The sequence below is a fragment of the Paeniglutamicibacter selenitireducens genome, assembly GCF_051550675.1.
GTDB lineage: Bacteria > Actinomycetota > Actinomycetes > Actinomycetales > Micrococcaceae > Paeniglutamicibacter.
Genome location: NZ_JBPULF010000002.1, coordinates 637,248 through 664,158, shown reverse-complemented (window position 1 = coordinate 664,158; position 26,911 = coordinate 637,248). Strand labels below are relative to the sequence as shown.

The following is a 26,911-nucleotide window of genomic DNA, read 5'->3' as shown; positions in this document are numbered from 1 at the left end:
CGGGAACCGTTGCGGGCTTGCGGAAACATGGGGGCAGTGAAATCCAGCACCGCCCCGCTCGCAGATCCCGCACCGACGGCTGCCGCAGTCGCTGCCCCGGTCCGCAATCCGGCCCTTGACGGCCTGCGCGGCATCGCCGTGGTGGCGGTCGTCGCCTACCACCTGTGGCCGCAGGTGCTGCCCGGGGGATTCCTCGGCGTCGACCTGTTCTTTGTGCTCAGCGGCTACCTGATCACCGGCGGGCTGCTGCGGCGCATCGACGGCGGGTTGTCCGTGGGCCTGGGCGGATTCTGGATCCGCAGGGCCCGGCGGCTGCTGCCGGCCATGCTCCTGATGCTGCTGGGCGCCACGGCGTTGGCGGTCCTTGCCGGCGGCGCGATGCCCGCGAACCTGCGTGCGCAGTGGCTGGGGGCGCTGACCTACACCAGCAACTGGATGCAGGTCGCGGCGGGGGACAGCTACTTCGCCGCCGCCGAACCACCCTATTTCCAGCACCTGTGGTCGCTGGCCATCGAGGAGCAGTTCTACCTGCTCTGGCCGGTGTTGCTGGTCCTGCTGGCGGTGGTGCTGCGCACGAAGAAGCGGCTGCTGGCCGCAGTGGCCATCTTGGGGGTTGCCGCTGCGGCAAGCATGGCGTGGGCCTTCGTCCCGGGCCAGGATGCGAGCGCGCTCTACTTCGGCACCTGGACCCACGGATTCGGGCTGCTGATCGGCGCCGCCGCGGCAATCCACGCAAGCTCCCGCACGAGTCCGCTCGCGGCAGGGGTCCTGCCGCTGGCAGGCCGCGCCGGGAACCTGTCGATCGGTGCGCTGCTCGCTGCAATGCTGGCTGCCATGTTCCTGCTGCCCGACACCTCGGCTGCGACCTACCGCGGGGGCATGGCCCTGTTCTGCGTGGCAGCCGCCGGGCTGGTGCTGTCCCTCGGACAGCGGCACACGCTGGTGCGCGGGTTGCTGACCCAGCAGCACCTGCGGTGGATGGGCAACCGCAGCTACGGGCTCTACCTGTGGCACTGGCCACTGCTGGTGCTGGCCGGGCTGCTCTTCCCCCCGGAGGCAGCCACCGCCGCGGACCTCTGCGTCCTCGCCGCCACCTTCCTTGCCGCAGCCGCATCGTGGCACCTGGTGGAACGCCCGGTCATGCGCGACGGTTTCAGGGCAACCCTGGGTGCCTGGCGGACGGGTATTGCCGGGCGGATCGCTGCGCTGAAGTCGGGCGCCGCCGGACGGCGCGCCCGGATCCTTCCGCTGGCGGGGTTGCTGCTTGTCGCGGTGTGCGCCGCCACCGCGCTGGTGGCCTCGCCGGCGCAGAGCAGCCTGGAACGCCAGCTGGCGGAGGCCCAGGAGATGCTCGGACGGCAGGCGGAGGCCCCCGGCACCGCGCCGGCGGCCGACCCGCAGGCCGCACCGGCCACAGGCAAGGAATCCGGGAAGGCACAGGGGTCGGCCAAGGGGCGCCGTGCCGCGGGCTCCGAGGTCACGGCGCTGGGCGACTCGGTCATGCTCGCCTCCTCGCAGGCCCTGTTGAAGGAACTGCCCGGCATCTCCATCCACGCGACGGTGGGCGCCCAGGTCTGGGAAGCCCCGGAGAAGCTCCAGCGGCTGGGGGATGAAAACCGGTTGCGCAGGGTCGTCGTGCTGGGCCTGGGAACCAACGGGGACCTTCCGGCCGGAACCATCGAGAAGGTGCGCGGCATCATCGGCCCGGACCGTGAGCTGGTGCTTGTCACAGTGCACGCCCCGCGACCGTGGGCCGGCTCGGTCAACGAGAAGTACCGCAGCGCCGCCGGGAAATACCCGAACGTGCACCTTGCCGACTGGGCCTCGGTGGCGCCGGAACTCGACGACTTCGCGCGGGACGGCATCCACCCCGGAGTCGACGGGGCCCGCGCATACGCGCAGCTTGTCTCTGGCGCGCTGCGGCGTTCCTGAACCCGCGGTGTCCGCCGCTTTCCCCTCCGGACCGTCACAACCCACACACCCCGGGCCGCCGCTTCGCGGCCACAGACTGAAAGGCAACATCTTGTCCATCGCGCATCCGCAATCCCGCCGCAGGGTCCTGGTCCACCGCATCACGGGGCTGGTGGTGGCGGCCGCCCTGTTGAGCGGGTGCGCGCCGGCGGGCGCGCCGGGGACGCCCGTCCCCGGGAGTGTCGAGACCTCCGCACCGGAACCGTCCGCCGTCAGATACTCCCCGCGCCAGGGGCTCTCCCTCGAGCTTGTCCCGGGAATCCACCAGCAGGCGCGCACCGACGAGGTGAACCGTGTCTTCGCGCAGTGGCTGGAGGTTCCGGGCCATCAGGAGGTGGGGGACGCGCAACGGGCGGCCGTCGATGCACAGGTCGCCGCCTACCTTGCGGCGCTGGGCGGGCAGACCGCCGGGGAGGCACCGGCCCACGAACTGGGCATCGACCCGGAACTGACGGCATCATCGCGCACGATGCTCGGCATCAGGTCGAGCACCACCACGGTGCTCGGCGGCGAGGCCTCCAGGGGCTACCTGACGCAGTGGTTCGACCTGGAGGCGGGACGGAAGCTGGACACCAAGGAGCTCTTTGCCGGTGCTGCGGCCCTCGAACGCCTTGCCGAGCTCGTGGACGAGGGCCTGGGCCGGCACCCTGGATTCGATGAAGCCGCCGCCTCCACGCCCGACCCGCGGCAGCCGGCCTCGATCAACTTCGACGCCAGCGGCGACATGCTCGTGGAATTCGGCGAGAACACCGTTGCGGCGCACGGCGAGGGCGACGTGGTCCTCAAGCTGTCCGGCGGCGAGGTCTCGCCACTGCTCAGCGCCCGCGGCCGGCGGGCCCGGGAGGCCGGCATGCGGCCCACCGGCCTGCCGGCGCCGGAACCCTCGCCCTCGCCCTCTCCGACGGAAGCGGGCGGCAACGCCGGAGCCAAGGAGCCCGGTGGGGGAACCGTCGATGCTTCAGGGCCGGCAACTGACTGCCGCAAGGTCAAGTGCGTGGCCCTGACCTTTGACGACGGCCCGGGGCCCAAGACGGGTCAGTTGCTGGATGCGCTGAAGCAGGCGGACGCCGCGGCAACGTTCTTCGTGGTCGGCCCCAACGCCGAGGCCCGGCCGCAGATGCTGGCGCGCATGCTGGCCGAGGGGCACGAAATCGGGAACCACACCTGGAACCACCGCGTGCTCACCTCGCTGTCCCCGGGCAGCGTGTCCCGGGAGATCGGAACGGTCTCCGAGGTGGTCGAGGACGCGACGGGCGTGGCGCCGACTCTCCTGCGCCCGCCGTACGGTGCGACAAACAAGACGGTCAAGAAGGTTGCCGGGGCTCCGGTCATCCTCTGGGACGTCGACACGCTGGACTGGAAGGTGCGTGATGCGAAGAAGGTCGTGTCCAACACGCTGCGCGACACCAAACCCGGATCGATAGTGCTGATGCACGACATCCATTCCAGCACCGTAGAGGCAGTTCCGGCGATCCTGAAGGGACTCGCGGCCAAGGGATACCACTTTGTCACGGTCTCCGAGCTGCTGGCCTCGGTCAACCCGCAGGACGGAGCCGTCTACGGCCGGGGCCCGGCCCCGGTCAAGGCGAAGCCGAAGGGCTAGGCGAACCGGATCACCTGCCCGGCCTCCAGGGATCTCAGGCCCAGAGGCTTCCGGGGTCGTTGAACTGCTGGGCCATCGTGGCGCGGATGGACCGCAGGTGGACCCGCATGGCGTCCTCGGCGGCGTGCGCATCGGCACCGGCAATGGCCTCATAGATCGCCTCGTGTTCGGCCTGCTCCGCTGGCGCACTCATGTAGCGCTGGAGGCCCGGAAGGACGTGGTGCGCGCGCGCCGTCTCGTTGAAACAATGGCGCAGGGTGTCCGCCAGCCGTGTGTTGCGCGAGGCATCCGCGATGCACTGGTGGAAGCGCTGCGCTGCCTCCATGGCGGCCAGCGGGCTTTGGGCGGATGCCTCGGCCTGCGCATCGAGGTTCTGGCGCAATTGCGCGACGAGCGCCGGGGAGAGGAAACCCGCAGCGGATGCCGCTGCGTGGGGTTCCAACAGCATCCGGAGGTCAAGTGTTTCCTGGACGTCGTTGAGCCCCATGGTCCTGACCAGGTAGCCCTTCTTGGGAAGCACGGTGAGCAGTCCCTGCGTGGTCAGGATCCGGAGGGCCTCGCGCACGGGCGTCTTCGAGACCGAGTATTCCTCGGCCAGGCGCGGTTCGACCACGATGCTTCCGGGTGCCAGTTCGCCGGTGAGGATCGCCGAGCGTAACTGGACGACCAAGCCGTCCGTCAGCGATGTTCCCATGCAGCCTCCTGGGGGTGGGCGCCCGCGGGGGGAGCGTCATATTGGTCAAGTGCGGACCGATTTCTTGTAAAAGATCTTACCCGTCCGATAGAAATATATTTCAGGGATTTTTCACCGTCGAACTCCTGGGAGATGACGGGGCCCGGCCGTTCCGGGTGGTGAACCCCTGGCATGCCTTACCTGGCCTCGGTGATCGCCGGGGCCGCATCCACCGACACCCCAGCCCTGTTTCCGGCAGGCGAACCACGTGAAGGAACCCAACGATGAAGCGACACCTCCCACAGATCTCAGAACTGCGTTCGCTGATGAAGTTCGAGCCGATCAACCTTGACCGCCGCGCTGCACGTCTGGCCAAGGCCGCCGACGTGTGGGACATCCGCGCCATCGCCAAACGGCGCACCCCGACGCCCGCCTTCGACTACGTCGACGGGGCAGCCCAGCGCGAACTGACCTACCGCCGCGCTCGCGAGGTCTTCGACTCCGTCGAGCTGATCCCCCGGATCCTGCACGGAACCGCCACCGCCGACCTCTCCACGGACATCGCCGGGGAACGCTCCGCGCTGCCCTTCGGCATCGCCCCGACGGGTTTCACGCGTTTCATGCACGCCGAAGGGGAAACCGGCGCCGTCCGGGCCGCGGCCCGCGCCGGGATCCCGTTCTCACTCTCGACAATGGGCACCCGTTCCCTGGAGGAGGTCGCCGAGGCCGCGCCCGATTCCCGCCGCTGGTTCCAGCTCTACCTGTGGAAGGACCGCGAGAAGTCGCGGGAGCTGCTGCAGCGCGCCCGCGACTCTGGCTACGACACGTTGCTCGTCACCGTCGACACGCCCGTTGCCGGACAGCGCCTGCGCGACGCCCGCAACGGCATGGTGATCCCGCCGAAGCTGAACCTCAAGACGGTGCTCGACGCCTCCTACCGCCCCGAATGGTGGTTCAACTTCCTCACCACGGATTCGCTGAAGTTCGCATCGCTGTCCAACACCAGCACCGACCTGCCGACGCTTATCAACTCGATGTTCGACCCGACGCTTTCCTTCGCCGACCTGGAGTGGATCCGTTCGATCTGGCCCGGGAAGCTCTTCGTCAAGGGCGTACTGACTGCCGAGGACGCCCGCAAGTCGGTCGACGCCGGCGCCGACGGGCTGGTCGTCTCCAACCACGGCGGCCGCCAGCTCGACCGCGCCCCGGTCTCCTTCGAGGCGCTGGCCGAGGTCCGTGCGGAAGTCGGCAGCGAGGTGGAGATCATCTTGGACTCGGGCATCATGTCCGGGGCAGACATCGTCGCATCGCTCTGTGCGGGCGCCGACTTCGTGCTGATCGGTCGCGCCTACCTCTACGGGCTCATGGCTGGCGGCGAGGCCGGAGTGGAACGCGTCATCGAACTGCTGGCAGAGGAGATCCGCGTCAACATGCAGTTGATGGGTGCCGCTAGCATCGCCGACCTCGGTCCGGAGCTCATGCGCCGCAGGGTCCCCGAATTCAGGGGACAGCTGGAGCGCCGTTAGACTCGAAGGGTGCCTGCCGTAAAAATCCCCGCCGCCATTGCCGCCGAAGCTGCGACCCCCGTCATGGGACGTGCCATCACGGCTGCCGGCTTCGCGCTCCTTTCGATCTTCTGGCCCAGTGCCAGCAACCAGTTCCTCGCCTACGGCCTTGCCGCGTTCATGGTGGCCAGTGCCAAGTTCATGTGGGACTACGCCAAGGCACCCAGCGCGCCGAAGGCTGCGCAGGGCTACTACGCCGGTGCCGCTGTGTCGATGATCCTGGCCGGCGTGGTCATGGCACTACGTCCCGAGGTGCTGGTCATCGGCATTGCCGGGGCCGTCGCCTTCATGATTGCCGGCATCCTGGAAATCGTGGTCTTTTTCCGCCTCCGCGCCGACTTCGTGCCCTTCAAGGACCAGCTGGTCACGGGCTTTGTCGGGCTGGGTGTTGGTGCAGCGCTGTTGATGGGCCTGAACATGGATGCCCACGCGTTGCTTGGCCTGGCAGGTGGCGGTGCGATCATCCTTGCCGTCTTCGAACTGATCTCGGCCTTCGGGTTGCGGCATGATGCCAAGGAAAGCCAAGCCGGCCTTTGGGGCTAGACTGGACGTTGAACCAAACCTGTAGGAGGGCCTTAACGTGGGCAACAACCCTGTTGAGAAGAAAAAATCCTGGCAGCAGAGCATCAAGGCGCCACTGTCCTTCTCGCTTGTCATGGCATTGATCGCTGGCGTCGTAGCCACGATTTCGGCGACCGGCGGCTCGGAGAATCCGCTGCGTTTGGACATCGGGCTTGTGGCCTTCGGTGTCGCGTTCGTGGCCTGCCTGCTGGTCATCTCCGTGATGACCATGGCCGGCAAGGAAAACCCCGAGGACCTTGGCACCGGATCCGGCGTCAACCGCTCCTCGGCGAACCCGGACAAGAAGCCGGGACACTAAGGGAACTTAAACGAAAGCCACCGAGATTCGAATCTCGGTGGCTTTCGTTTTTCCGTTTCCGGGACCCGGCCGGAAGGTGTCCTAGGAGGCGTGTTCTTCGTTGTCCGCGGCGCTCCAGCGGTCCAGGAATTCCTCGGCGGTGAGCTCTTCCAGGTCCGAGCGAACCATGGCCACGAGGGATTCCGCCTCTTCGATGCTGCCGGTGTTGATGCGGATGACCTCGGAGTGGTCCTCGAGTTTGTGGACAACAACTGCTGCGCCCACGACATCGGAGCCGTCTCCGCCGAAGAAACCTTCAACGAGGCCCGCGGCCCAGCGGGTGGCAGCGCGAAGGGGGCTTTCGTTGGCCTTTTCCAGGTCCACGTCGAAATCGTCAGAAGCGTGCTTCTGGGGTGCCTGTTCGTTGCTCACTGCTGCTCCTCGAGTCGAATGATCGGAGGTATCTCCGCCATGAGTCCATTCTAATGGTGGGGACTACAGTTTTTGCGCTGATTGGCGTTGGCGGTAGGCGCGGACGTGTTCGCGGTTCGCACAGTTGCCGGTGTCGCAATAGCGCTTGGAGCGGTTCTTTGACGAATCCAGCAGGACCGCGTCGCAGTCGGATGCTGCGCAGGTGCGCAGCCTGTCGCATTCACCGGAACGTATGACATCGACCAGCGCCATGGCTGCCTCCACGGCCATGCGCTCGCTCAACGGTGCCTGCTGGGTAGTGGCGTGGATGTGGTAGCCGTAGCCGTCGTGCTTGACCAGCTGCGGAAGGGCCCTGGCGTTGCGGAGGATGAAGTTGACCTGCTCGACGGCCTCGTCCTCGGCGGCCAGCCAGATCTCACGCAATTGGGTACGCAGCTGGCGCACCGAGCGAAGCTCGGCATCACTGTGGGTGCGCGAACCGGAATAGCGCTGCTCGGTGATGAACTGGTCGAGATCCGCCAGGGTCAGCAGGGCGTCGGGCTCCCCGGATGTGGTGTTGAGGAGGTCGACAACCGACGCCAGAGCCGCTTCTGTGTCAGGGGCAAAGATCATTATGACTCCTGTGGTGCCTTGTGGATTGACGGAATATCGCCTCGGGATCTAGTGTCATGAGCATACATTCATTTACCCCTGACAGTCGATCTGGTGGTGCGAGAGCACCACTACGACTGAATCCCGATGCCGAGGAGTGAGCATGCCGTTGGAGAAGGTTTCATCCGAGTTGGCCGGCGCGCCGGCGCCCACGATCCAGCAAGGACGACACCGCATCGGCGGGGTAGGTATTGCGCTGTTTTCCTCGGCGCTCTTTGGGCTTTCAGGGTCGTTCGCCAAGTCCCTGCTCGACGCCGGCTGGTCGCCGGCCGCGGCCGTGACTGTGCGGATGTCCGTTGCCGCGCTGGTGCTCACCATCCCCACGCTGGTGGTGATGCGAGGGAAATGGAGCCTTGCCGCGCACAACTGGAAATCGATAGTGCTCTTCGGGCTCTTTGGCGTGGCGGCGTGCCAGTTCTTCTACTTCCAGGCCGTCGAGCGGCTCGATGTAGGCGTGGCGTTGCTCCTCGAGTACCTGGCTCCGGTGCTCATCGTGTTCTTCCTGTGGATTCGGCACCGCAAGCGCCCGACGATGCTCACCATCGGCGGGACAGTGCTTTCCCTGATCGGCCTGGTCGCGGTGCTCGACTTGACCGGCAGCAACCGGGTTGACCCTATCGGCGTGCTGTGGGGCCTCGGCGCGGCGGTCGGCCTGGTCGTCTACTTCTTTGTCAGTGCACGTGCGGACGGGGCCCTTCCGCCCCTGGTGCTTGCCACCGGCGGCTTGTACGTGGGCTCCGCGACCATGGGTCTGGTTGCCGCGTTCGGGCTCCTGGAGCTGCGCGTGGCGTTCGTGCCGGTTCAACTTGCCCAGTGGGAAACCCAGTGGTGGGTGGCGCTGGGCGGGTTGATTCTCTGCTCCACCGTCATCTCCTACGTCACCGGCATCATGGCTGCCCGCGAACTGGGATCCAAGCTTGCCTCCTTCATTTCCTTGACGGAGGTGCTCTTTGCCGTGGTGTGGGCGTGGCTGCTGCTCGGGCAGCTCCCGGCCGGCATCCAGCTCTTCGGCGGCGCGTTGATCGTCGGCGGTGTGCTGCTGGTGCGGGCCGATGAAATGCGCAGCCCGTAGGCACACGAGCACGCCGATCCGAGGTCTTGGCCCAGGGGGTGCGGCAGTGCCGGGCAGGCGTTGCCCCACCCCCTGTGTTGCATTGGTTGGCGGCCGATCCGGCTACGCGGGGTTGCCCACGCCGGAAAGGACCACGTAGGTTTTCCTGACGGTTTCGTGGATCTCCCACAACCCCATCCAGCCCGCAGGCATCACCACCGTGTCGCCGGCCCCGACCCGCACGGCGCTGCCACCCTCCGGGGTGATCGTCACCGACCCGGAGAGGATCTGGCAGACCTCGTGGTAGCCGTCGCGGACGGCGGAGAATGTGCCAGGCGTTGCTTCCCACACCCCCACCTCAAGGGAGTCGGCGGACCAGAGCTCCAGCGTGGCTTCCGCCATGCCCTCGGTGAGGGCCGTGGCCTTGGGGGCGAATGCGCCCAGCCCGGCATGGCCGGCGGCGGGCAAGTGTATCAACGATGGTGCCATGTCTTGCACGGGCCTTTCGGTCGAGGTGTTGGTCTGGGCGGGCTCCGGAACGGATCAGGCGCGGCCGGAAACGAGGTCGGCGATGTGTGCGATCTTCGACGTCGCCGAACGCCCGGTCTTCTCCGCCTGGTCGGCAATGCCGTACGCCTTGTAAAGCGACTGGACGGCGATCCACCGGGCCGGCTCGACCTCCCAGCGCCGCACCTTGCGGTTCACCCACGGCATCCGCACCAGTTCACTGCCCGGATCCAGGATCAGGTCCCGCAGGGTGCGCCCGGCAAGGTTGGTGGCGGTGACGCCGGTGCCGACGTAGCCGCCGGCCCAGCCGATGCCCGTTTCCTTGTCCAGGCCCACCGTGGCCTTCCAGTCGCGGGGCACGCCCAGCACCCCTGCCCAGGCGTGGTCGATCGCCGCGCCGCGGGTTGCCGGGAACATGTCGTGCAGGATGTCGGTGAGCAGCTTGATGGTGGCGGGCTGGGTGGCCCCGTCGGTGTCGGTCCTGGAACCGTAGCGGTAGGGCACCCCGCGCCCGCCCAGGGCGATGCGCCCGTCCTCGGTGCGCTGCGCGTACATGTAGGCGTGGGCCATGTCCCCGACGGTGTCGCGCTCGTTCCACCCGATTTCCTCCCAGACCGAATCCGGCAGGGGGGCGGTGGCGATCATCGAGGAGTTCATCGGCAGCCACTCGCGGTGCGATCCCTTGAGGTTCGCGGTGAAACCCTCGGTGGCGCGCAGGACATAGGTCGCCTCGACCGTCCCGTAGGCGGTGACGGCCTTGCGCGGGAGGATCTCGGTGACGGCGGTGCCCTCGTAGATCCTCACGCCCAGGCGTTCGCACGCCTCGGCCAGTCCACGCACCAGCCTGGCCGGGTGGATGCGTGCCGCGTGCGGCTGGTGGATCGATCCAAGCGCACCGGCGATGTTGACCCGTTCGGCGGTCTGGCGTGCGTCGAGAAGCCGGGCGCCCGCCTCAGGCCACGCTTCCTCGGCCGCGGCGGCCTCCTTGAGGCGGGCCAGCTGCGCCTCGTTGCGGGCGACGTTCAACTCCCCGCCCTTGTGGAAATGCGCGTCGATGCCCTCCGCGCCCGCGGTGGCGATGACCTCGTCGACCGTCTCGTTCAGCAATTCCTGGAAGCGGCCGACCACCTGGCGCCCGTGGGTCTTGACGTACTGGCCGCGGCCGCCGGTGATCGAATTGGTCAGCCAGCCGCCGTTGCGCCCGGAGGCGCCGAACCCGGCGAAGCGGCTCTCGAGCACCACGACATCCAGCGACGGGTCGGCCTTCTTCAGGTAGTACGCGGTCCACAGCCCGGTGTAGCCCGCGCCGACGATCGCCACGTCGGCCGTGGTGTCCCCGGTCAGGGGTGTCCGCTGGCCGGGAATGCCGTCGGCGGCGTACCAGAACGAAACATTGCCGTTCACTGTCATGGGGTTGCTCCTGGTTGTTCTTCGTGGTGGATGTGACGGGTTGGTCGGAGGGCGGGTCAGGTGGTGGGCGGGGAGATGACCCAGAGGACCTCGGCGTCGGTGTCCCCGATGTTGCGCAGTCCGTGCTCGACGCTGGTGCGGTACTCGATGCTGTCGCCGGCGTCGAGGATGTGGATTTCCTCCCCGACGGACAGCTCGATCCGGCCCTCGAGGCACATCACGAACTCCTGCGCGTTTCCGTGGCTGTAGTGCCCTTCCCCGGTGCTGCCGCCGGGTTCGAGGCGGCCCGAGTAGATTTCGAGGTTGCGCAGCGGGGCCCGGCTCAGGCTGAACTTGGTCAGCCCGTCGGCCATGTGGATGCGCGGGCGCCGGGCCTTGCGCAGCACGCCCTGCGATTCCCGCGGTGTCCCGTCGATCAGTTCGGCGGCGCTCACGCCCAGTGCCGAGGCGATGTTCCTGAGGCTTGCGACGCTCGCGTTGGACCTGTCGTTCTCCAGCTGGCTGATGAACCCGGGGCTCAGGCCGGTGGTGGAGGCCAGTCGGCGCAGGGTGAGTCCGCGCAGTTCCCGCGCTGAACGCACACGGGCACCGAGGGTCCCTGCGTCGTCCGTTGCCGTCACGGTTGCACCCTGCTTCCCGGAATCAAGCATTCCGTTTTGAGCCACTAAACACTTTGTTCACTACAGACTGTAGGTGCATGTGACGCGCGGCACAATGAAAACCGTTGTGTGACAGGTGTGTGGGGGGGTGGAGCGGTGGCGGGTGCCCGCAGCACGACGAAGGCCCGGCATTCCCCTGCGGGAACGCCGGGCCTTCGTGCCGGGCCGGGTCGATGGATCAGCCGCGTCTGCCGAAACCGCGCAGGCGCAGGGAGTTCGCGACAACCAGCACCGAGCTGGCGGCCATGGCGGCGCCGGCGATCATCGGGTTCAGGAACCCGAGGGCCGCGATCGGGATGCCCGCGGTGTTGTAGGCGAAGGCCCAGAACAGGTTCATCTTGATGGTGCCCAGGGTCTTGCGGGAGAGCTCGATGGACTGCGCCACCTGGTTCAGGTCGTTGCCCATGATGGTCAGGTCCGCCGCCTCGATGGCGACGTCGGTGCCCGAGCCCATGGCGATGCCGAGGTCGGCCTGGGCGAGCGCCGGGGCGTCGTTCACGCCGTCGCCGACCATGGCCACGACCCGCCCACTGCCCTGGAGTTCGCGCACGGCCTGCGCCTTGCCGTCGGGGAAGACGTCGGCGTAGACATCCTCGGGGGCGATGCCCACCGCGGCGGCGACCTGCGTGGCCACGGCCTTGTTGTCGCCGGTGAGCAGCACCGGGCGCAGCCCCAGTTCCTTCAGCCGGGCTATCGCGGCCGCCGAGGATTCCTTGATGGTGTCGCCCAGGTTCACCAGTCCCGCGAAGGTCCCGTCGATGCCCACCATGATGGAGGTTGCCCCGGACTGCTGCGCCCGGGCCAGCGCCGCGCGGTGCCCGTCGCGCAGCTCGATCCCGTTCTCACGGAGCCAGCTTTCCCGTCCCACGACGACCGTGCGGCTGCCCACGGTGGCACGGACGCCGCCGCCGGGGGCGGAGGTGAAGGCCGCGGCCGGGGCCAGCGGGGCGATGGCCCGTGCGGCCCTGACGATGGCGTGGGCGATCGGGTGCTCGGAGCCGGATTCGGCGGCACCGGCCAGGGCCAGCAGCCCGGCCTCGTCGAAGCCGGGTTCCGGGGTGGCCGAGGTGACGGCGAGGTTGCCCTCGGTGATGGTGCCGGTCTTGTCCAGCAGCACCGTGTCGATCTTCCGGGTGTCCTCGAGCACCTGCGGCCCGCGGATCAGGATGCCCAACTGGGCGCCGCGGCCCGTGCCGACCAGCAGGCCGATGGGGGTTGCAAGGCCCAGGGCGCACGGGCAGGCGATGACCAGCACCGCGACGGCCGCTGCGAACGCCGAGTCCAGGTCCCCGGTGGACACCAGCCACAGCACGAAGGTGAGCACCGCGATGGCCAGCACGATCGGCACGAACACGGCAGAGATGCGGTCGGCCAGCCGGGCTATGGGCGCTTTGCCGGTCTGCGCCTCGGAGACCAGGCGGCCCATCTGGGCCAGCGTGGTGTCTGCCCCGACGCGCGTGGCGCGCACCAGCAGGGCCCCGGAGGTGTTGATGGTGGCGCCTGTGACGGTGTCGTCCGGGCCCACCTCGACGGGCACGGATTCACCTGTGACAAGTGCTGTGTCGATGGCGGAGTGGCCCGTGACAACGAATCCGTCGGTGGCGATCTTCTCGCCGGGGCGGACCACGAACTCGTCGCCCGGGGCCAGCTCGGAGGCTGCGATCTTGGTTTCGACGCCGTCGCGCAGCACCGTCGCGTCCTTGGCGCCGAGATCCAGCAGGGTCTTCAACGCGTCCCCGGCCCGGGACTTGGCCCGTGCCTCCAGGTAGCGGCCGAGCAGCAGGAACGTCGCCACGACGCCGGCCGTCTCGAAGTACAGTGCGTGGTCGCTCATCGACATGCCGACGTGGGCCGTGATGTTGGGGTCCGTGACGAGCTGCCAGAGGGAGAAGAAGTATGCCGCGAGCACGCCGATCGAGACCAGCGTGTCCATGGTCGAGGCGAAGTGGCGGGCGTTGATGGCCGCGGCGCGGTGGAACGGCCATGCGGACCAGAACACCACGGGAGTTGCCAGTGCCAGTGCGACCCATCCCCAGTGCGGGAATTGCGCGGCGGGAACCATGGAAATGACGAACAGCGGCGCGGTGAAGATCGCGGCGACGACCAGGCGCTTCTTGAGGTCGTTGCCCGTGGGTTCACCGGCGTGGTTCATGCCCGGCATCGAGTGCGGTTCGTCGGCGCCGGGGGCGTCGACGTTGGGTCCTGCCGCGGCGTGGGCGTGTGCCGCAGGGGCCGCGGGGGCGTACCGGTCGGCCTTCACGTTGGCCTGGTACCCGGCGGACTGGACGGTGGCGATGAGTTGCTCGTCGCTGACGTCTTCGGGGACCGTGATGCGTGCCGATTCCAGCGGGAGGTTCACCGAGGCCTCGACGCCCTCGATCTTTCCAAGTTTGCGTTCGACCCGGCCGACACACGATGCGCAGGTCATGCCCTGGATGTCCAGTTCGACGATGCGTTGGTTGGCGGGGAACGGGATGTCGTTGCTCATGGTTCCATTCTTTTCTCAAGCCTCGCGGTGTGTCCGGGCGCCGGGCCCGGACACACCGCGGGCGAGTGGTGGATGCCTAGTCGTCCACGGAAACCAGCGTGTAGCCGGCCTCCGTGACCGCTGCGTCGAGAACGGCGTTCTCCAGCGGTGCGTTGGTGGTGAGGGTGGCGGTTGAGGTGCCGCCGGCGGAGAGGAAGACCTCGACGTTGCTGACGCCGGGAACCGCGGTGAGTTCCTCGGTGACCGAGGAAACGCAGTGGCCGCAGGTCATGCCGTCGATCTTCAGCGTGATGTTGGTGCTCATGGTGTCCTCGGTGGGTCGTGAAGTGATGGTCAGTCCTTCGTTGGAGCTGCTTCCGCAGCCGCAACCGCCGCAACCGCAGCTTGATTCGTTGCCCATGTTTCTCCTTGGGTGGTGATTGGGGGTGCTGGAAAATGGGTGTGCCGCGCCTAGCGCAGCAGCCGGCCAATGGCGGTGGTGACCTCTGCGACCTTGTCGGCCACGATGGAATCGTCGCCGGTCTCGATGGACTGCGCCGCGGCGTTGACCACGCAGTGGGAAACGTGGTCCTCCACCAGGCCGAGGCTGACCTTGTGCAAGGCCGCGTTGATGGCCGAGATCTGGGTGAGGATGTCGATGCAGTATTTTTCCTCGTCAACCATGCGGGTGACGCCGCGCACCTGGCCTTCGATGCGGCGTAGCCGCTTCAGCAGGGCCTCCTTGTTGGCGGTGTAGGCATGGTTTACATGTTCATCGACGGGAGCTGCAACGTTTTCCATAGTGCCAATAATACCCCCAAGGGGTATGTTGTCAAGTACCCCCTGGGGGTATCTTGAATGGGGTGTGTCAAGGCATCGTTGCTATGCTGGCTCGGTGCCACAGACCCAGCTTTCGATTGCCCCCATCACCTCAACCGAGCATTCTTCGTTCCTTAACGCACGCAACGGCGTCAGTTTCCTGCAACGCCCGGAATGGGCCAAGGTCAAGGGCGGCTGGGCACCGGAATCCATCGGATGGTTCGCCGGGGGCGAGATTGTGGGAGTCGCCTTGGTGCTGCACCGCGCGGCCCCGGTCGTTGGGCGAACCCTCGCCTACCTGCCCGACGGTCCCGTCATCGACTGGGCAAATTACTCCCTGGATGCGGTGCTGGACCCGATGGTCAAGCACTTCCGCTCCAAAAAGGTGTTCCTGGTGCGCATGGGCCCGGGACTGATGCGCAACACCTGGGCGGCAAACGATGTCCGCAGGGCACTTTCCGGCGGCACGAACAAACTCATGCCGGAACTGGAAGTTTCCCGGCATGGTGAGGCCGCCGAGGTGCTGGCCGCCGGTCTGTCCAGCGCGGGGTGGACCAAGCAGGAGGTCAGCGAGGACTTCGCTGCCGGACAGCCGGAATTCGTGGCACGTATTCCGTTGGTCGATGCGCAGGGCGCACCCCTCGACATCGACGGGGTGCTGGCCCAGTTTGCGCAGACCGCGCGCAACGAAACCCGCAAGGGGGCCCGCGGTCCGCTGGATATCCAGCTGGGTACCGCCAACGACATGGACCGTTTCCACGCCCTGTACAAGGAAACCGCGGACCGCAACGAATTCTCGGGTCGCCCCTCCAGCTACTTCACCACCATGTTCACGGAACTCAATGCCGCGGTCCCGGGATCCTGCACCCTGTACTTCGCCTCCCACGAGGGGCAGGACCTGGCATCGGCAATTCGCGTGCGCAGCGGGAACCTCGCCTGGTACGTCTACGGCGCCTCCAGCTCGGCCGAACGCAAGCTCTTTGCGCCAAAGGCGCTGGTGCACCGCATGATCACCGATTCCCTCGAGGAAGGGTGCATCTACCTGGACCAGGGCGGTGTTTCGGCAACCCTCGACAAGGGCCACCACCTGTCGGGGCTCACCCACTTCAAGACATCCATGGGCTGTGACATCGTGCAAACCCTTGGCGAATGGGACCTGCCGTTGAACAAGCCGCTGGCCTGGGGCTTCAACAAATACATGGCGATGCGCGACCGCCACTGACCATACGGCCCGAGACCCGCGCGGCATGGCCGGTGCGATAGGTTTGGACTCATGAGTATTCCCGTTTCACAGTCCTTCGTCCCGGTCATCCTTGGAGGGGACATCGGAACGTACTCGTTGGCCCGCGAATTCCACGAGGCCTACGGGGTCACCAGCGTCGGCGTGCCGGCCGGCGGCAACGGCATCATCGAGAACTCCGTGGCCCTGGACTTGCGCCCGGCCGGCAGCATCCTCGACGAGGACAACGTCGTCGCGCACCTGCTGGCCCTGGGGCGGGAACTGACCTCCGAGGGCCGGAACCCGCGCCCGCTGCTGCTGTGCGGATCCCTTGACCTGCACGTCATGCTGATCACCCGGCGCCGCGAAGAACTCGAGGCCTACTTCACGATTCCCTACGTGGAGCTCGAGACCATGGAATCCGCGGCGCTGAAGGAGAACTTCTACGCACTGTGCCAGCAGCTGGGGATCCCGCACCCGGTGACGGTGGCCTACGATCCGGCTACCGACCCGGCGTCGCTGCCCGGGGACCTGCCCTTCCCGCTGATCGGCAAGCCCTCGGATTCCTCGGCGTGGATCAGCGCGAAATTTGAGGGCAAGCAAAAAATCCACACCATCAACAGCCGCGCCGAGCTTGACGACCTGCTGGGCAAGATCCAGGCCAGCGGCTACGGCGAAAGCTACGTCCTGCAGGAGCTGATCGCCGGCGGCGACAGCAACATGCGCCTGTGCACCTTCTTCAGCTCCCAGGAGGGCCGTGTCGAGTTCGCCGGATATGGGGAGGTCGTCGTTGAGGAGCACTCTCCGCTGGTGCTGGGCAATTCGGCCGCCATCGTTACGGCCGTCGATGACACAGTCATCGAGCACGGTCGCCGCCTGCTCGAACACCTGGGCTGGACGGGCTTCTCGATGTTCGATGCGAAACTCGACCCGCGGGACGGGGTCATCAAGTTCTTCGAGCTCAACCCGCGCCTGGGACGCAACCACTACTACCTCACCGCCGCGGGCGCCAACGCCGCGCGCTTCTACGTGCGCGAATACCTGGGTGCCGAATTCGACAACACTGTCCTTGATCCGAGCATCGTCGACACGAACGAGCACGGGGTCAAGGTCCTGAACGTCGAACACCTCTACACGGTGCTCCCGCATGCGCTGCTGCGCCGTTTCCTCGGAACTGAGGTCGGCGCCAAGGCCGCGGCGCTCCTCAAGGCGGGCAAGGTATCCAACCCACTGCGCTACAGGGCCGAGAAGCACCCCAAGCGCCAACTCTTCCTTCTGCTCAACGCGGTGAACCACTACCGCAAGTACAAGGCGTTCCCGCCGCGCCAGCCCTAGGGGCGCAGGTTCCCCCGGCTACATTTCCCGCCCGGCCGCGCCCAGGCGGGCCGGGCGCAGCCGGTATTCCGTGGTCGAATCCTCTGCCGACCCTGTCTCCAGGAAGTTGACGAGCGTCCTGACCGCCAACTTTCCGGGGCTGGCTTCATCCGTGGACTCGACGTAGTTCACGCGCGGATCCTGCTTGGCCTGTGTGGAGGTGGCCGCCGAGGAGAGGACCACGTCCTCGGGGATCCGCAGTCCCAGCGCGGCCGCGGCGTCGATGACCGCTGTCGAATAGCTCTCGTTGAGGCAGTAGAGCGCCTCGGGCCGGTCTTCGGCAAGAATGCGCCGGGCGATGTCGTTGACGTCGTCCCCCGGGGTGACCGCGGTGGAACGCGGGATGACCCGGTTTTCCCCGCACCACTCGGTGAAAACCCTGCCGGTGTCCGCGGTGTACCTGTCGATGACGGAGCCGGTGAACAACCGGATGTCCGAAAGGTTCCGACCCGTGCGTGCCTGGAACTGGCGTGCCGTCTCGTCGAGGATCTCCCGGAGGTAGACCTCGACGTTGCCGCGGATGGAGATCTGCTTCTCGCCGCGCTTCTCGCCGACAAACCCGCCGTCGGCGACCAGCGGGACACCCCGGGCCGCGCAATATTCGACGATGGCGTCGTCTTGAACCGGGTCGACTACGATCGCCCCGTCGAGGTTGGCGAAGGCCCCTTCGAGGTCGCGCTTGCCGGGGGCGGCGGCGGCCACGGAGTACCCGTGTTCCATGGCTTCGATGGCCGCGTCGGCGATGATCTCGCGGTAGTAGGGGAGGTAGGTTTCCTGCCACACGGGGGAGTCGCGGTAGCTGACAAGGACGCCAAGAATCCGACTCTGACCTGTGCGAAGTGCTCGGCCAAGCGGGTTGGCCCGGTAGCCGAGATTCCGCCCGGTCTCCAGGACCTTCTTGCGCGTTTCCTGGGCAACTTCGCCCTTGTTGTTGTAGACGAGAGACACCGTCGCCGGCGAAACCCCTGCCGCCGAAGCCACGTCCTTGATGCGGACAACCTGGTTCCGCGGGGGTGAGTCTTTTGTATCCGGCATGTGCTCGAGGTCTCTCCCTTGTGTGACGTACTTGACACAATCCTAGCGATGCATCGTACAATTCCATCCTAGTCGCCTAAATCGATTTAGGTAATGTTGAAAGGATCCACATGCGCCACACTCGCTTTGTCGCCACTGCCGGAGTACTTGCCCTGGCCATGGGTTTGACCGCCTGCGGTTCGGGCGGCACCGAAGCCCCCGCCGCGAAGGCCCAGGCCGCACCCTTCGGGGACTGCGAGATCACGGGTGCAGCAGGCAGCCACCCGCTGGAACTCATCAAGGACGGGGTCGTCACGGTCAAGGCCGACCTCCCGTCCCCGGGCTGGTACAACGGCGACACCGTCGAGAGCATCAAGAGCGGATTCGACTACTGCCTGCTGGCCAACATTGCCCACCGCGGTGGGGCCAAGGGCCTGGAGCTGCAGAACTCCTCCTTTGACGGCCTGGTCGCCGGCAAGGCCGGGTCCTTCGACCTCACCCTGAACCAAATCACCATCACCCCCGAGCGCACAAAGGTGATGGACTTCTCGAAGCCGTACTACGAGTCGACGGCGGGAGTCATGGTCAAGAAGGGCACCGCGCTGGCCCAGGCCGACCTCGTCAATGCGCACCTTGGCGTGAAGCAGGGAACCGTGGGCCAGATGCTTGTGGCGGATACCCTCAAGCCGGCCCAGGCGCCGTCGGTGTTCCCGGGGGACCCCGAGCAGCAGGCCGCCGTGGCGGCCGGCCGCATCGATGCAGGAATCCAGGACCTGAGCATCGTGCTCGGTGCCGCGGCCAAGTCGAAGGGTGCACTTGAGGTGGTCGGCCAGATTCCCACCGACGAATCCTATGGCGTCATGATGCCCAAGGGGTCGGCCAACCTCGAGGCCGTCAACGCGATGCTTGACGAAATGAAGAAGGACGGCACCCTGGAGAAGCTCGGCTCGACCTACCTGACGGACGCCTACGGCATCGACCCGACCACCATCCCGGTGTGGAACTTCTGATGGCGGACCTTCTCACCACCCGCCCGCCTCGGCCGGTCAGCGGCAAGCCGAACGCCGGCGAACATGCCGACGCAACCAAGACGGTGCTCCTTGCCGCAACCATCGTCTTCGCCCTCACCCTGGGCCTGACGAGCTACACCGGCGCCCTGCTCATCGCCGCGGCCAACCCCGGCGTGTGGACCATCGTGCTGGGCGCCGTGGCCGTGGTGCTGGTGCTCCTGTCGCTGGGCACGGCCGTTCCGCTCGCCAAGGGATTCAAGAACGCCCGCGCGGGGGAGGAGGCGCTCAAGGCAGGAGACACCGTCGGAAGCCGACGCCTGCGCTTCCGCGCCGCGAACTCCGGTTGGGTCACGCTGGGCTCCTCGCTGCCGATCACCATCCTCGCGGTGTTCGTCCTCTTCCTGCTGGCCAACAACCACGCGGTGCAGACCACGTTCTTCGACGTGTCCTTCATGGCCCAGAGCCTGGGGGATGTGGCGAAGGCCTTCACCAACAACATCATCATCGCCGTCACGGCGGAGCTCTTCGTGCTGGTGTTCGGCCTGGTCATTGCGATTGCACGCATGGCGCCGGGCGCCGCCGGCAGGCCGATCCGCTGGCTTGCCACGACCTACGTGGACATCTTCCGCGCGGTTCCCTCGATCATCGTGATCTACCTGGTGGGCTTTGGCCTGCCGCTGGCAAACGTGCCTGTCCTCAGCGAGATGAGCCCGATGTGGGCGGCCATCTTCGCCCTGACGCTGACCTACAGCGCCTATGTCGCGGAGGTCTACCGGGCCGGGATCTCCAGCATCCACTGGTCCCAGGTCTCGGCCGCACGCTCCCTGGGGCTCAGCTACGGCAAGACGATGCGCTACGTGGTGGTGCCACAGGCGTTCCGCCGTGTTTCCCCGCCCCTGCTCAACGACTTCATCGGCCTGCAAAAGGACACCGCACTGGTGACCATCATCGGAACCGTCGACGCATTCACGCAAGCCAAGACGTACGCGAGCAACTACTTCAACCTCTCCTCGGTTACCGTCGTGGCACTCCTGTTCATCCTGATCACGATTCCGCAGACCAGGTTCGTGGACCGGCTGCTGGAGAACGACGAGAAGAAGCAAAGGCTACAAGGCTAAAACATGTCATTTCTTGAACTGAACAACGTGACAAAGTCCTACGGATCGAACACTGTCCTGCGCGGCATCGACTTGCACGTTGAAAAGCACGAGGTTCTCTGCCTCATCGGGGCCTCCGGCTGCGGCAAGTCGACGCTGCTGCGCACCGTCAACGCACTGGAGCCGATAAACGGCGGGGACATCCGTCTGGAGGGCGACGTCGTTTCCGGCGAGGGCGTCAACGTCAACGCGTTGAGGCAAAAGGTCGGGATCGTTTTCCAGAGCTTCAACCTCTTCCCCCACATGACGGTCCTCCAGAACGTCACCCTCTCGCCCACGAAGGTCCTCGGCGTTGCCCCGGCCGAGGCAGAGGAACGCGCGATGGCGTTGCTCAGGCGGGTGGGACTCGACCACAAGGCCGGTGCATTCCCCGACCAGCTCTCCGGCGGGCAGCAGCAGCGCGTGGCAATCGTGCGCGCTTTGGCCATGAACCCCGAGGTGCTGCTGCTGGACGAGATCACCTCCGCGCTTGACCCGGAACTGGTGGCCGAGGTCCTGAACATCGTGCGCGAGCTGGCGCAGGAGGGCCTGACCATCCTCATGGCCACCCACGAAATGTCCTTTGCACGCGAGGTCTCGAACCGCGTCGCGTTCCTCCACGAGGGCCGCGTGCTGGAAATCGGTGCGCCGGAGCAGATCTTCGGCGACCCGCAGGAGGAACGAACCCAAGAGTTTCTCCAGAAGATCGTCGCGGCGGGAAGGCTCTGAGGTGGAACCGAACAACGAAGATGCAGGATTGCGGGTCCTCGTCGTCGAGCACGAACGCACGGCCGACGCCGCGCTGGTCGGAGAGCAGCTTACGGCAGCAGGCGTCGATTACACCGTGGTCGGGCCGGAGATCGGCGTCCGGGTACCTGGCTCTCTCGACGGGTTCGACGGGCTGGTGGTGCTTGGCGGGTCGCCCGGGCCCATGGAAGACGAACTGGCCCCGTGGCTGCCCGGGGTGCGGGAACTTATTGCACAGGCACTGGAGGAACGGACGCCGTACCTCGGGATCTGCCTGGGGGCCCAGATGCTGGCACATGTCGCGGGCGGAAACGTGGAAACCATGGAGTCCGGCCCGGAGGTCGGTGTGGTGGAAATGCAGCTGACCGAGGCGGGGCGCCGGGACGAACTGCTCGGCGGGCTGGACGGGGACCTGTCGGCGCTCCAGTGGCACTGGCTTGAGGTGGTCTCCCTTCCCGCTGGCTCCGTGTCCCTGTGTTCCAGCGAGGCTTGCGCAAACCAGGCGTTCAAGGTCGGTCCGAATGCCTGGGGCGTGCAGTTCCACATGGAAGCGGTGACCCGCACCGCGCGGCAGTGGTGCGACGAGAGCGTCGAACGGCTTGCCGAGCTGCAGATCGATCCCGAAACGGAGATCATCGAGCGCTTCGAAGACCTGGAGCCCAGCCTGAAGAGCCGCTGGTCGCTTGTCACGAACCGCTGGATCGACGTGGTCAGGGAAAACTCCCGGGTCCTTGCCTAGCTGAACTGCTCCCCGGAGCCGGACGGGACCCTAGAGTTCGCCCGATGCCCCGGCGTAGAGTGTTGCTACCGCACTCGGGAACCCGAAGGAGACGCCATGGGCGAGTACAAGCTGTACACGGATGCACAGAAGGCCACCTACATGGCCCCTGCCTGCGAAAGCTGCGGACAGCACCGGCATATTGTGTGGGAGGACCGCGGCGAGGGCGAGGCCCACTGGTCTCCGCGGGACGCGGGTTGCTCCAACGAAGCCTGCGATTTCTGAGGGCGCCGAAAGCCTCGGACGCCAGGGTGCGCCGGTGGGATCCTAAGTCATGGATCCCACCGGCGCACCGTTGCTTCACGGGTGCTTCACCGTTGTCTCACGGGCAGGCAGCACGAACCATTTCTGCCGCGCGGGGATGGGTTCCCCTTGCGCTACTCCTTGTCGGCGCCTAGGGCCGACATGTCCATCCATCCGACTTCCCACTCGTGGCCGTCAGGATCCAGGAACGCCACCGAGTACATGCCCGGGAACTCCTCGGCGGCTTCCCGGTAGATTGTGCCCCCGTGTGCCAAGGCAAGCCTGGCGAATTCGTCGACCTCGGCGCGGCTCTCGCCGCTCAGCGCATTGAGCACTTCGCGCCCTCCGGCCCCGTAGGCGGGCTTGTCGCCGTTGCGCAGGAAGGATTCGTAGAACTCGGTCTTAAGCACCATGATCCAGCTGGTTTCCGTGATCATCCACGCGCTGGCCACCTCGTTGGAAAAATCGTCGTTCTTCTTGAAGCCCAACCCTGAATAGAAGGCATCCGAAGCTTCAAGATCCTTTGTCGGTAGATTGATGAAAACCATGCGGTCCATGCGGCGCGTCCTTTTCTTCGGGTGTTTGCCGGGCCGGGCATCTGTCGGCCCGAGACCAACTGTTGCATGCGGGGACACAGGTGCAAAGGGTTCAAAAGGATTTGGATCTCGCCTAAGCTGAATTAAGCATTTCGATGGAGACGTGCAGCCCGCCTCTCTTAGTCACCGCCATGAGCCCTGCCTCGAAAGGTAGAGAATGCCTCTGACTTCACCGGCTTCGCCGTCGCACCAGCGGCGGGCGCTAAAGGCCCATGAGATCCTCGGTGCGACTGACCTTCGAAGCTCGGTGCTCCAGCTGCGCGACGTCGTCCGCGATTCCTGGCTCCGGTCGATCGGGTTCCAGGCCAACGCCATCTCCAACGAGCACACCGTCCTGCCGGATGCGGAACTGCACCAACTGCGCAGCGATTCGCCGTTGCGGCTGGTGCTCCCGGTCTTCGACAAGCTGCTCCTGGATCCCGCCCGCGACACCGGGCTGATCCTGGCCATCGGTGACAGGTCCGGCCGCCTGCTCTGGGTTAAGGGTGACCAGCAGGTGCTGCGGCAGGCCGAGGCCATGGCCTTTGTCCCGGGCGCAGATTGGTCCGAACGGACTGTGGGAACCTCGGCCCCCGGCACGGCCTTGGCCACCGGCGCCGGGGTGCAGGTCTCGGGCGCCGAGCACTTCAACTCGATAGCACACCAATGGAGCTGTTCGGCGGTGCCGATCCACGCGCCGGGAACGGGTGAAGTCATCGGCGTGGTCGACCTGACCGGCGGAGAAAGCGCCGTGGCCCCGTATTCGTTGGCCCTGCTCAAGGCGGCTGTCGCCGCAGCCGAATCCGAGCTGCGCTGGCAATACAACGACGGGAAAGTAAACCCACGCGCAACCTTCCCCGTACCCGAACGGCGCCAAACGCCGGGGATCGAATCGTCGCTCAGGTTGATGCCGCCGAACGGACCCGTCCTGGTGCGCGGGGGGCAACGGCTTGAACTCAGCACGCGGCACGCAGAATTGCTCACGCTGCTGAGTTGGCATCCACGTGGACTCAACGGCGAAGAAATGGTGGACCTGCTCCACGCAAATCCGGATGCCGCGGACCTGGGCACTCTTCGCGCCGAACTTGTTCGGCTGCGCAAGGTCTTGGCGGGGTTCGATTCCTCCTTGATACCGCTGTCGCGGCCATACCGGTTGGCGCAAACGCCGCCGAACGATGCACGCGAGATGCTCGATGCGATCGAGGCCGGAGATCTCGATGCGGCATTGGAGCACTACGGCGGGCCGGTGCTTGAACGCTCGAACGCCCCAGGCGTCGAGGAGATCCGTGCCGAAGTTTATGGAGTCTTGCGACAGGCCATGTTGCAAGACGGTACCGAGACGCAACTCATGCGTTTCCTGCAGTCGCCCGAAACGCATGACGATGAGGAATTGCTGGGCACAACACTGCAGGTACTGGCTGCCCGATCGCCTCACCGGGCAGGGATAGTCGCCGCACTGGAACGTATCGAATTGGCCGGGCGACCGGCAGCCCTGCGGGCCAGATAGGCGCAGAACCGGATTCGCTTGCGGGTGGACACTCCTTGCGGCAAGAGGAAAGGTGGTTCTCGCGGTAAAACCCGCGACAACCACCTTTCCTGTTGACTGATCCAGCCTCCGTTATTGCTGGACTCGGTTGAATGCGTCGACGAGCGGGCTGCCGACCAGATCCACCGTCAGGTGCCGCAGCGTTCCAGTGAACTCGAAGGGGAGCTCGTAGGTGAAATCAACGGGCGACCCGCGGTCTATGCCCACATCGATGCCGTCGAAGGAAGAGTAGGCCACGGGGACCGTGCGTTCCAGGCGTCCACCGCCGACCTGATGTCCATCGCAGTACAACCGAACTTCGGCGCCCTTCCCGATTCCGCCGCCGTCGTAGTCAAACTCGGCACGGAGTACACGGTCCCCCAGCGGGAGCAGATCTTCGGTGACGAAACGGGTGCGAGTCGTGAAGAAGTTGTAGCTGAAAACCAGCCTTCCATCTTGGACGTACAACGCCAGTCCCGCGGTGTATCCACCGATCGTGAAGAGCATTCCCTCGGTTTTGGCGTCGTTCAGGACAACGTTGGCAGTGAGCGCAAAAGATGTATTGGTCATCGTCGGCGCTGCACCTTCCGTAATGCCACCGGCGCCGGCCCGGTAAGTGATGGAGCTGTGGCCCTTCGATGGATTTGGGAATTGTTCTGGAACGATTCGTTCGACCATGGAACGGGCATCTACCGGAAGTACGTTGTTTCGTTTGGCTTCCGACCACCACAGATCCTGCAGTTCCTTCAACTTCTCAGGGAACTGCTCGGCAAGGTTGTTTGCCTCGGAAAAGTCCTCGTCGATGTTGTAGAGTTCCCACGGAATTTCATCCACATCGACCGTCTCGGCATGTTGAACCCACGGTACGTTGGCTATTGCGGCCGCCACCCAACCTTCGTGGTAAATTGCCCGATTCGCGTAGATTTCAAAGTACTGGGTCTTTCGACGTTCGGCAGCTTCGATGTCGTCGAAGCTATAGAGCATGCTCATACCTTCGATGGGTTCTTGTTCAACGCCATTGAGAGTATCTGGTGGTGTGATTCCGGTGGCCTCGTAGATAGTCGGCGCGATGTCGACCACGTGGTGGAATTGCTGGCGCAAGGCACCGCTGTCGCTGATGCGTGCTGGCCAAGAGACGACCATTGGATTGCGGGTACCACCGAAGTGGGACGCAACCTGTTTGGTCCACTGGAAAGGCGTGTTCATAGCCCATGCCCAAGCCACCGGATAGTGGTTGTGAAGCGTGCGAGTGCCCAGCTCATCGAGGTGTTCAAGGGTGGTTTCCAAAGGCAAACCGATGCCGTTGTAGTAGCTAACTTCGTCGATGGTACCTTCGAGGCCGCCCTCAGCGCTGGCTCCGTTGTCGCCTACAAGGTAGAAGACCAAGGTGTTGTCCCAGCCCGGACGCTCGCGAAGGGCATCGAGGAAGCGGCCCACCTCGTGGTCGGTGTGAGCCGTGAACCCGGCGAAGGTTTCCATCATCCGGGTCGCGACCAATTTCTGGTCTTCCGACAGTGAATCCCATGCCGGGACTTCGTCCGGACGTGGGGTAAGCAAGGCGTCTTGAGGAATAACGCCGAGATTCTTCTGCCGTTCAAACGTCTGTTCGCGATAGACATCCCAACCCTCATCGAACTGCCCGCGGAATGGCTCGATCCACTCAGGCGGAGCCTGGTGAGGTGCATGAGTGGCGCCGGGCGCGAGGTAGAGGAAGTACGGGCTATCCGGGATTGCCTGTACGTCGTCAACCCACGAAATCGCATGGTCCACAAGATCGGAAGTGAGGTGGTAGTCGGGGTCGCTTGAACGCGGGACGAGGCTGTGGTTCTCAAAGAGCATCGGGTCAAACTGGCTGGTCTGGCCACCGTTAAAGCCATAGAAGTAGTCGAATCCCCAGGCGCTGGGCCAGTTGCCGAACGGCCCGCGCGGAGTCAGCTCCCACGGGGGCGTGTTGTGGTTCTTACCGAACCACGAGGTTGCATAGCCGTTCTGCCGCAGGACCTCGGCGACCATGCCGGTTCGTTTGGGGATCGTCGCAATGTAGCCGTCGTATCCGGATGCGGATTCTGCGACACCACCAAAGCCGGCAACATGGTGGTTCCGCCCTGTGAGCAGGGCCGCCCGCGTAGGGGAACAGATGGCTGTGGTGTGGAAGCGGTTGTAGCGAAGCCCCTGCTCCGCCAAGGTATCGAGGGCAGGGGTAGGAACAGCGCCGCCGAAGGTGCCGAACTGGCCGAATCCTACGTCGTCGAGGATCACCACCACGATGTTCGGAGAGTCGGCGGGTGCCCGTACAGGTTGAGGAAGGGTGGCCGGATCCGAGTCAGCCACTGTGCGACCGACTTTCCCCTGGAAGTGGTAGTCGGGGCGCGGCAGTACTCGGTCGGTTGAGGTCATGATCTTCCTTTCCCAAAGATACTCACAAGTTATCCCGTGAGTTTGGATTTACTCAAGTCTGGTCAGCGACCACTCGGTTGTGAGCGGGGGCAATTGCCAGGGGTGGTGGACGGTGCGAATCATTCCATGTCAGAGCCTGGTCGGTGAGCTTCGAAGAGGACAGCCCTGCAGGGCTCCCTGGCCGTGAGTGCGGTAACCGCGGCGGGCAGCTGCCAGGTTGCGGAGA

26 protein-coding genes are annotated in these 26,911 nt (G+C 65.7%); 14 read left to right on the top strand and 12 right to left on the bottom strand.

The window, feature by feature from the left end; genetic code table 11:
* The first annotated feature begins 36 nt into the window (after positions 1-36).
* The gene (locus tag ACSYDW_RS06490) at positions 37-1,932 is read left to right on the top strand and encodes an acyltransferase family protein (RefSeq protein ID WP_438337894.1); all 1,896 of its coding nucleotides are present in this window, start codon (positions 37-39) and stop codon (positions 1,930-1,932) included.
* Positions 1,933-2,023: 91 nt separating this feature from the next.
* A complete protein-coding gene (locus tag ACSYDW_RS06485; protein ID WP_438337893.1) occupies positions 2,024-3,574 on the top strand; it encodes a polysaccharide deacetylase family protein in 1,551 nt (516 codons plus the stop codon).
* 34 nt (positions 3,575-3,608) lie between these two features.
* On the opposite strand, the gene ACSYDW_RS06480 is transcribed toward ACSYDW_RS06485, so the two are convergent.
* A complete protein-coding gene (locus tag ACSYDW_RS06480) occupies positions 3,609-4,268 on the bottom strand; it encodes a GntR family transcriptional regulator (protein ID WP_438337892.1) in 660 nt (219 codons plus the stop codon).
* 263 nt (positions 4,269-4,531) lie between these two features.
* Here ACSYDW_RS06480 and ACSYDW_RS06475 point away from each other — a divergent pair, with 263 nt between their 5' ends.
* From ACSYDW_RS06475 to ACSYDW_RS06465, 3 genes are read left to right on the top strand one after another with little or no spacing between them, the layout of a single operon-like run.
* Entirely contained in the window at positions 4,532-5,773 is a 1,242-nt protein-coding gene (locus ACSYDW_RS06475) for an alpha-hydroxy acid oxidase (protein ID WP_438337891.1), read from the top strand.
* A 9-nt stretch (positions 5,774-5,782) separates the two neighbouring features.
* Positions 5,783-6,355: a hypothetical protein gene (locus ACSYDW_RS06470; RefSeq protein WP_438337890.1), complete on the top strand. Its 573-nt coding sequence runs from the start codon at positions 5,783-5,785 to the stop codon at positions 6,353-6,355.
* A gap of 37 nt (positions 6,356-6,392) precedes the next feature.
* Positions 6,393-6,692 carry a hypothetical protein gene (locus ACSYDW_RS06465; RefSeq protein WP_438337889.1) on the top strand — a complete coding sequence of 100 codons (300 nt, stop codon included), beginning with the start codon at positions 6,393-6,395 and terminating at the stop codon, positions 6,690-6,692.
* Between the two features lie 81 nt (positions 6,693-6,773).
* On the opposite strand, the gene ACSYDW_RS06460 is transcribed toward ACSYDW_RS06465, so the two are convergent.
* The gene (locus ACSYDW_RS06460) at positions 6,774-7,103 is read right to left on the bottom strand and encodes a hypothetical protein (RefSeq protein ID WP_438337888.1); all 330 of its coding nucleotides are present in this window, start codon (positions 7,101-7,103) and stop codon (positions 6,774-6,776) included.
* 63 nt (positions 7,104-7,166) lie between these two features.
* Entirely contained in the window at positions 7,167-7,715 is a 549-nt protein-coding gene (locus ACSYDW_RS06455) for a CGNR zinc finger domain-containing protein (RefSeq protein ID WP_438337887.1), read from the bottom strand.
* A 142-nt stretch (positions 7,716-7,857) separates the two neighbouring features.
* On the opposite strand from ACSYDW_RS06455, the gene ACSYDW_RS06450 reads away from it, so the two are divergent.
* Positions 7,858-8,826, top strand: coding sequence for an EamA family transporter (locus ACSYDW_RS06450; RefSeq protein WP_438337886.1), 969 nt, complete (start codon positions 7,858-7,860; stop codon positions 8,824-8,826).
* Positions 8,827-8,928: 102 nt separating this feature from the next.
* Here the strand turns inward: ACSYDW_RS06450 and ACSYDW_RS06445 are convergent, their stop codons facing one another.
* The 6 genes from ACSYDW_RS06445 to ACSYDW_RS06420 all read right to left on the bottom strand — a co-directional run bounded on the left by ACSYDW_RS06445 (position 8,929) and on the right by ACSYDW_RS06420 (position 14,649).
* Positions 8,929-9,294: a cupin domain-containing protein gene (locus ACSYDW_RS06445; protein ID WP_438337885.1), complete on the bottom strand. Its 366-nt coding sequence runs from the start codon at positions 9,292-9,294 to the stop codon at positions 8,929-8,931.
* A gap of 54 nt (positions 9,295-9,348) precedes the next feature.
* A complete protein-coding gene (locus ACSYDW_RS06440) occupies positions 9,349-10,722 on the bottom strand; it encodes an NAD(P)/FAD-dependent oxidoreductase (RefSeq protein ID WP_438337884.1) in 1,374 nt (457 codons plus the stop codon).
* A 56-nt stretch (positions 10,723-10,778) separates the two neighbouring features.
* A complete protein-coding gene (locus tag ACSYDW_RS06435) occupies positions 10,779-11,387 on the bottom strand; it encodes a helix-turn-helix domain-containing protein (protein ID WP_438337883.1) in 609 nt (202 codons plus the stop codon).
* A 172-nt stretch (positions 11,388-11,559) separates the two neighbouring features.
* Positions 11,560-13,869, bottom strand: a complete 2,310-nt coding sequence (locus tag ACSYDW_RS06430; RefSeq protein WP_438337882.1) for a heavy metal translocating P-type ATPase — start codon at positions 13,867-13,869, stop codon at positions 11,560-11,562.
* 76 nt (positions 13,870-13,945) lie between these two features.
* Entirely contained in the window at positions 13,946-14,269 is a 324-nt protein-coding gene (locus ACSYDW_RS06425) for a heavy-metal-associated domain-containing protein (protein WP_438337881.1), read from the bottom strand.
* 50 nt (positions 14,270-14,319) lie between these two features.
* On the bottom strand, positions 14,320-14,649 hold the full coding sequence (locus tag ACSYDW_RS06420; protein WP_438337880.1) for a metal-sensitive transcriptional regulator: 330 nt from the start codon (positions 14,647-14,649) through the stop codon (positions 14,320-14,322).
* A gap of 94 nt (positions 14,650-14,743) precedes the next feature.
* Here ACSYDW_RS06420 and ACSYDW_RS06415 point away from each other — a divergent pair, with 94 nt between their 5' ends.
* Both ACSYDW_RS06415 and ACSYDW_RS06410 read left to right on the top strand, forming a co-directional pair.
* Positions 14,744-15,889, top strand: coding sequence for a lipid II:glycine glycyltransferase FemX (locus ACSYDW_RS06415; protein ID WP_438337879.1), 1,146 nt, complete (start codon positions 14,744-14,746; stop codon positions 15,887-15,889).
* A gap of 51 nt (positions 15,890-15,940) precedes the next feature.
* A complete protein-coding gene (locus ACSYDW_RS06410) occupies positions 15,941-17,221 on the top strand; it encodes a carboxylate--amine ligase (RefSeq protein WP_438337878.1) in 1,281 nt (426 codons plus the stop codon).
* 18 nt (positions 17,222-17,239) lie between these two features.
* On the opposite strand, the gene ACSYDW_RS06405 is transcribed toward ACSYDW_RS06410, so the two are convergent.
* On the bottom strand, positions 17,240-18,295 hold the full coding sequence (locus ACSYDW_RS06405) for a LacI family DNA-binding transcriptional regulator (protein ID WP_438337877.1): 1,056 nt from the start codon (positions 18,293-18,295) through the stop codon (positions 17,240-17,242).
* Positions 18,296-18,405: 110 nt separating this feature from the next.
* On the opposite strand from ACSYDW_RS06405, the gene ACSYDW_RS06400 reads away from it, so the two are divergent.
* From ACSYDW_RS06400 to ACSYDW_RS06380, 5 genes are all read left to right on the top strand, one after another.
* On the top strand, positions 18,406-19,284 hold the full coding sequence (locus tag ACSYDW_RS06400) for an ABC transporter substrate-binding protein (RefSeq protein WP_438337876.1): 879 nt from the start codon (positions 18,406-18,408) through the stop codon (positions 19,282-19,284).
* Positions 19,284-20,402, top strand: a complete 1,119-nt coding sequence (locus tag ACSYDW_RS06395) for an amino acid ABC transporter permease (RefSeq protein ID WP_438337875.1) — start codon at positions 19,284-19,286, stop codon at positions 20,400-20,402. The genes ACSYDW_RS06400 and ACSYDW_RS06395 overlap by 1 nt, the downstream gene beginning before the upstream one ends.
* A gap of 3 nt (positions 20,403-20,405) precedes the next feature.
* Positions 20,406-21,149: an amino acid ABC transporter ATP-binding protein gene (locus ACSYDW_RS06390; RefSeq protein ID WP_438337874.1), complete on the top strand. Its 744-nt coding sequence runs from the start codon at positions 20,406-20,408 to the stop codon at positions 21,147-21,149.
* Position 21,150: 1 nt separating this feature from the next.
* A complete protein-coding gene (locus tag ACSYDW_RS06385; RefSeq protein ID WP_438337873.1) occupies positions 21,151-21,906 on the top strand; it encodes a type 1 glutamine amidotransferase in 756 nt (251 codons plus the stop codon).
* A 96-nt stretch (positions 21,907-22,002) separates the two neighbouring features.
* Positions 22,003-22,170, top strand: a complete 168-nt coding sequence (locus ACSYDW_RS06380) for a hypothetical protein (protein WP_438337872.1) — start codon at positions 22,003-22,005, stop codon at positions 22,168-22,170.
* 152 nt (positions 22,171-22,322) lie between these two features.
* Here ACSYDW_RS06380 and ACSYDW_RS06375 read toward each other — a convergent pair whose 3' ends face one another.
* On the bottom strand, positions 22,323-22,745 hold the full coding sequence (locus ACSYDW_RS06375) for a VOC family protein (RefSeq protein WP_438337871.1): 423 nt from the start codon (positions 22,743-22,745) through the stop codon (positions 22,323-22,325).
* A 196-nt stretch (positions 22,746-22,941) separates the two neighbouring features.
* Between ACSYDW_RS06375 and ACSYDW_RS06370 the strand changes: the two genes are divergently transcribed.
* Positions 22,942-24,270 (top strand): GAF domain-containing protein, encoded by a 1,329-nt coding sequence (locus tag ACSYDW_RS06370; RefSeq protein WP_438337870.1) that lies wholly within the window; start codon positions 22,942-22,944, stop codon positions 24,268-24,270.
* Between the two features lie 111 nt (positions 24,271-24,381).
* Here the strand turns inward: ACSYDW_RS06370 and ACSYDW_RS06365 are convergent, their stop codons facing one another.
* Complete coding sequence (locus tag ACSYDW_RS06365; RefSeq protein WP_438337869.1) at positions 24,382-26,685, bottom strand: arylsulfatase; 2,304 nt, start codon at positions 26,683-26,685, stop codon at positions 24,382-24,384.
* Between the last annotated feature and the right edge of the window lie 226 nt (positions 26,686-26,911).

What these genes read in the sequence shown, in the direction of transcription:
- ACSYDW_RS06430 (WP_438337882.1), bottom strand. Translation starts at nt 13,869, where the DNA reads ATGAGCAACGACATCCCGTTCCCCGCCAACCAACGCATCGTCGAACTG.
- ACSYDW_RS06425 (WP_438337881.1), bottom strand. Translation starts at nt 14,269, where the DNA reads ATGGGCAACGAATCAAGCTGCGGTTGCGGCGGTTGCGGCTGCGGAAGC.
- ACSYDW_RS06370 (WP_438337870.1), top strand. Translation starts at nt 22,942, where the DNA reads ATGCCTCTGACTTCACCGGCTTCGCCGTCGCACCAGCGGCGGGCGCTA.
- ACSYDW_RS06380 (WP_438337872.1), top strand. Translation starts at nt 22,003, where the DNA reads ATGGGCGAGTACAAGCTGTACACGGATGCACAGAAGGCCACCTACATG.
- ACSYDW_RS06445 (WP_438337885.1), bottom strand. Translation starts at nt 9,294, where the DNA reads ATGGCACCATCGTTGATACACTTGCCCGCCGCCGGCCATGCCGGGCTG.
- ACSYDW_RS06365 (WP_438337869.1), bottom strand. Translation starts at nt 26,685, where the DNA reads ATGACCTCAACCGACCGAGTACTGCCGCGCCCCGACTACCACTTCCAG.
- ACSYDW_RS06475 (WP_438337891.1), top strand. Translation starts at nt 4,532, where the DNA reads ATGAAGCGACACCTCCCACAGATCTCAGAACTGCGTTCGCTGATGAAG.
- ACSYDW_RS06450 (WP_438337886.1), top strand. Translation starts at nt 7,858, where the DNA reads ATGCCGTTGGAGAAGGTTTCATCCGAGTTGGCCGGCGCGCCGGCGCCC.
- ACSYDW_RS06440 (WP_438337884.1), bottom strand. Translation starts at nt 10,722, where the DNA reads ATGACAGTGAACGGCAATGTTTCGTTCTGGTACGCCGCCGACGGCATT.
- ACSYDW_RS06420 (WP_438337880.1), bottom strand. Translation starts at nt 14,649, where the DNA reads ATGGAAAACGTTGCAGCTCCCGTCGATGAACATGTAAACCATGCCTAC.
- ACSYDW_RS06395 (WP_438337875.1), top strand. Translation starts at nt 19,284, where the DNA reads ATGGCGGACCTTCTCACCACCCGCCCGCCTCGGCCGGTCAGCGGCAAG.
- ACSYDW_RS06400 (WP_438337876.1), top strand. Translation starts at nt 18,406, where the DNA reads ATGCGCCACACTCGCTTTGTCGCCACTGCCGGAGTACTTGCCCTGGCC.
- ACSYDW_RS06390 (WP_438337874.1), top strand. Translation starts at nt 20,406, where the DNA reads ATGTCATTTCTTGAACTGAACAACGTGACAAAGTCCTACGGATCGAAC.
- ACSYDW_RS06410 (WP_438337878.1), top strand. Translation starts at nt 15,941, where the DNA reads ATGAGTATTCCCGTTTCACAGTCCTTCGTCCCGGTCATCCTTGGAGGG.
- ACSYDW_RS06455 (WP_438337887.1), bottom strand. Translation starts at nt 7,715, where the DNA reads ATGATCTTTGCCCCTGACACAGAAGCGGCTCTGGCGTCGGTTGTCGAC.
- ACSYDW_RS06480 (WP_438337892.1), bottom strand. Translation starts at nt 4,268, where the DNA reads ATGGGAACATCGCTGACGGACGGCTTGGTCGTCCAGTTACGCTCGGCG.
- ACSYDW_RS06405 (WP_438337877.1), bottom strand. Translation starts at nt 18,295, where the DNA reads ATGCCGGATACAAAAGACTCACCCCCGCGGAACCAGGTTGTCCGCATC.
- ACSYDW_RS06375 (WP_438337871.1), bottom strand. Translation starts at nt 22,745, where the DNA reads ATGGACCGCATGGTTTTCATCAATCTACCGACAAAGGATCTTGAAGCT.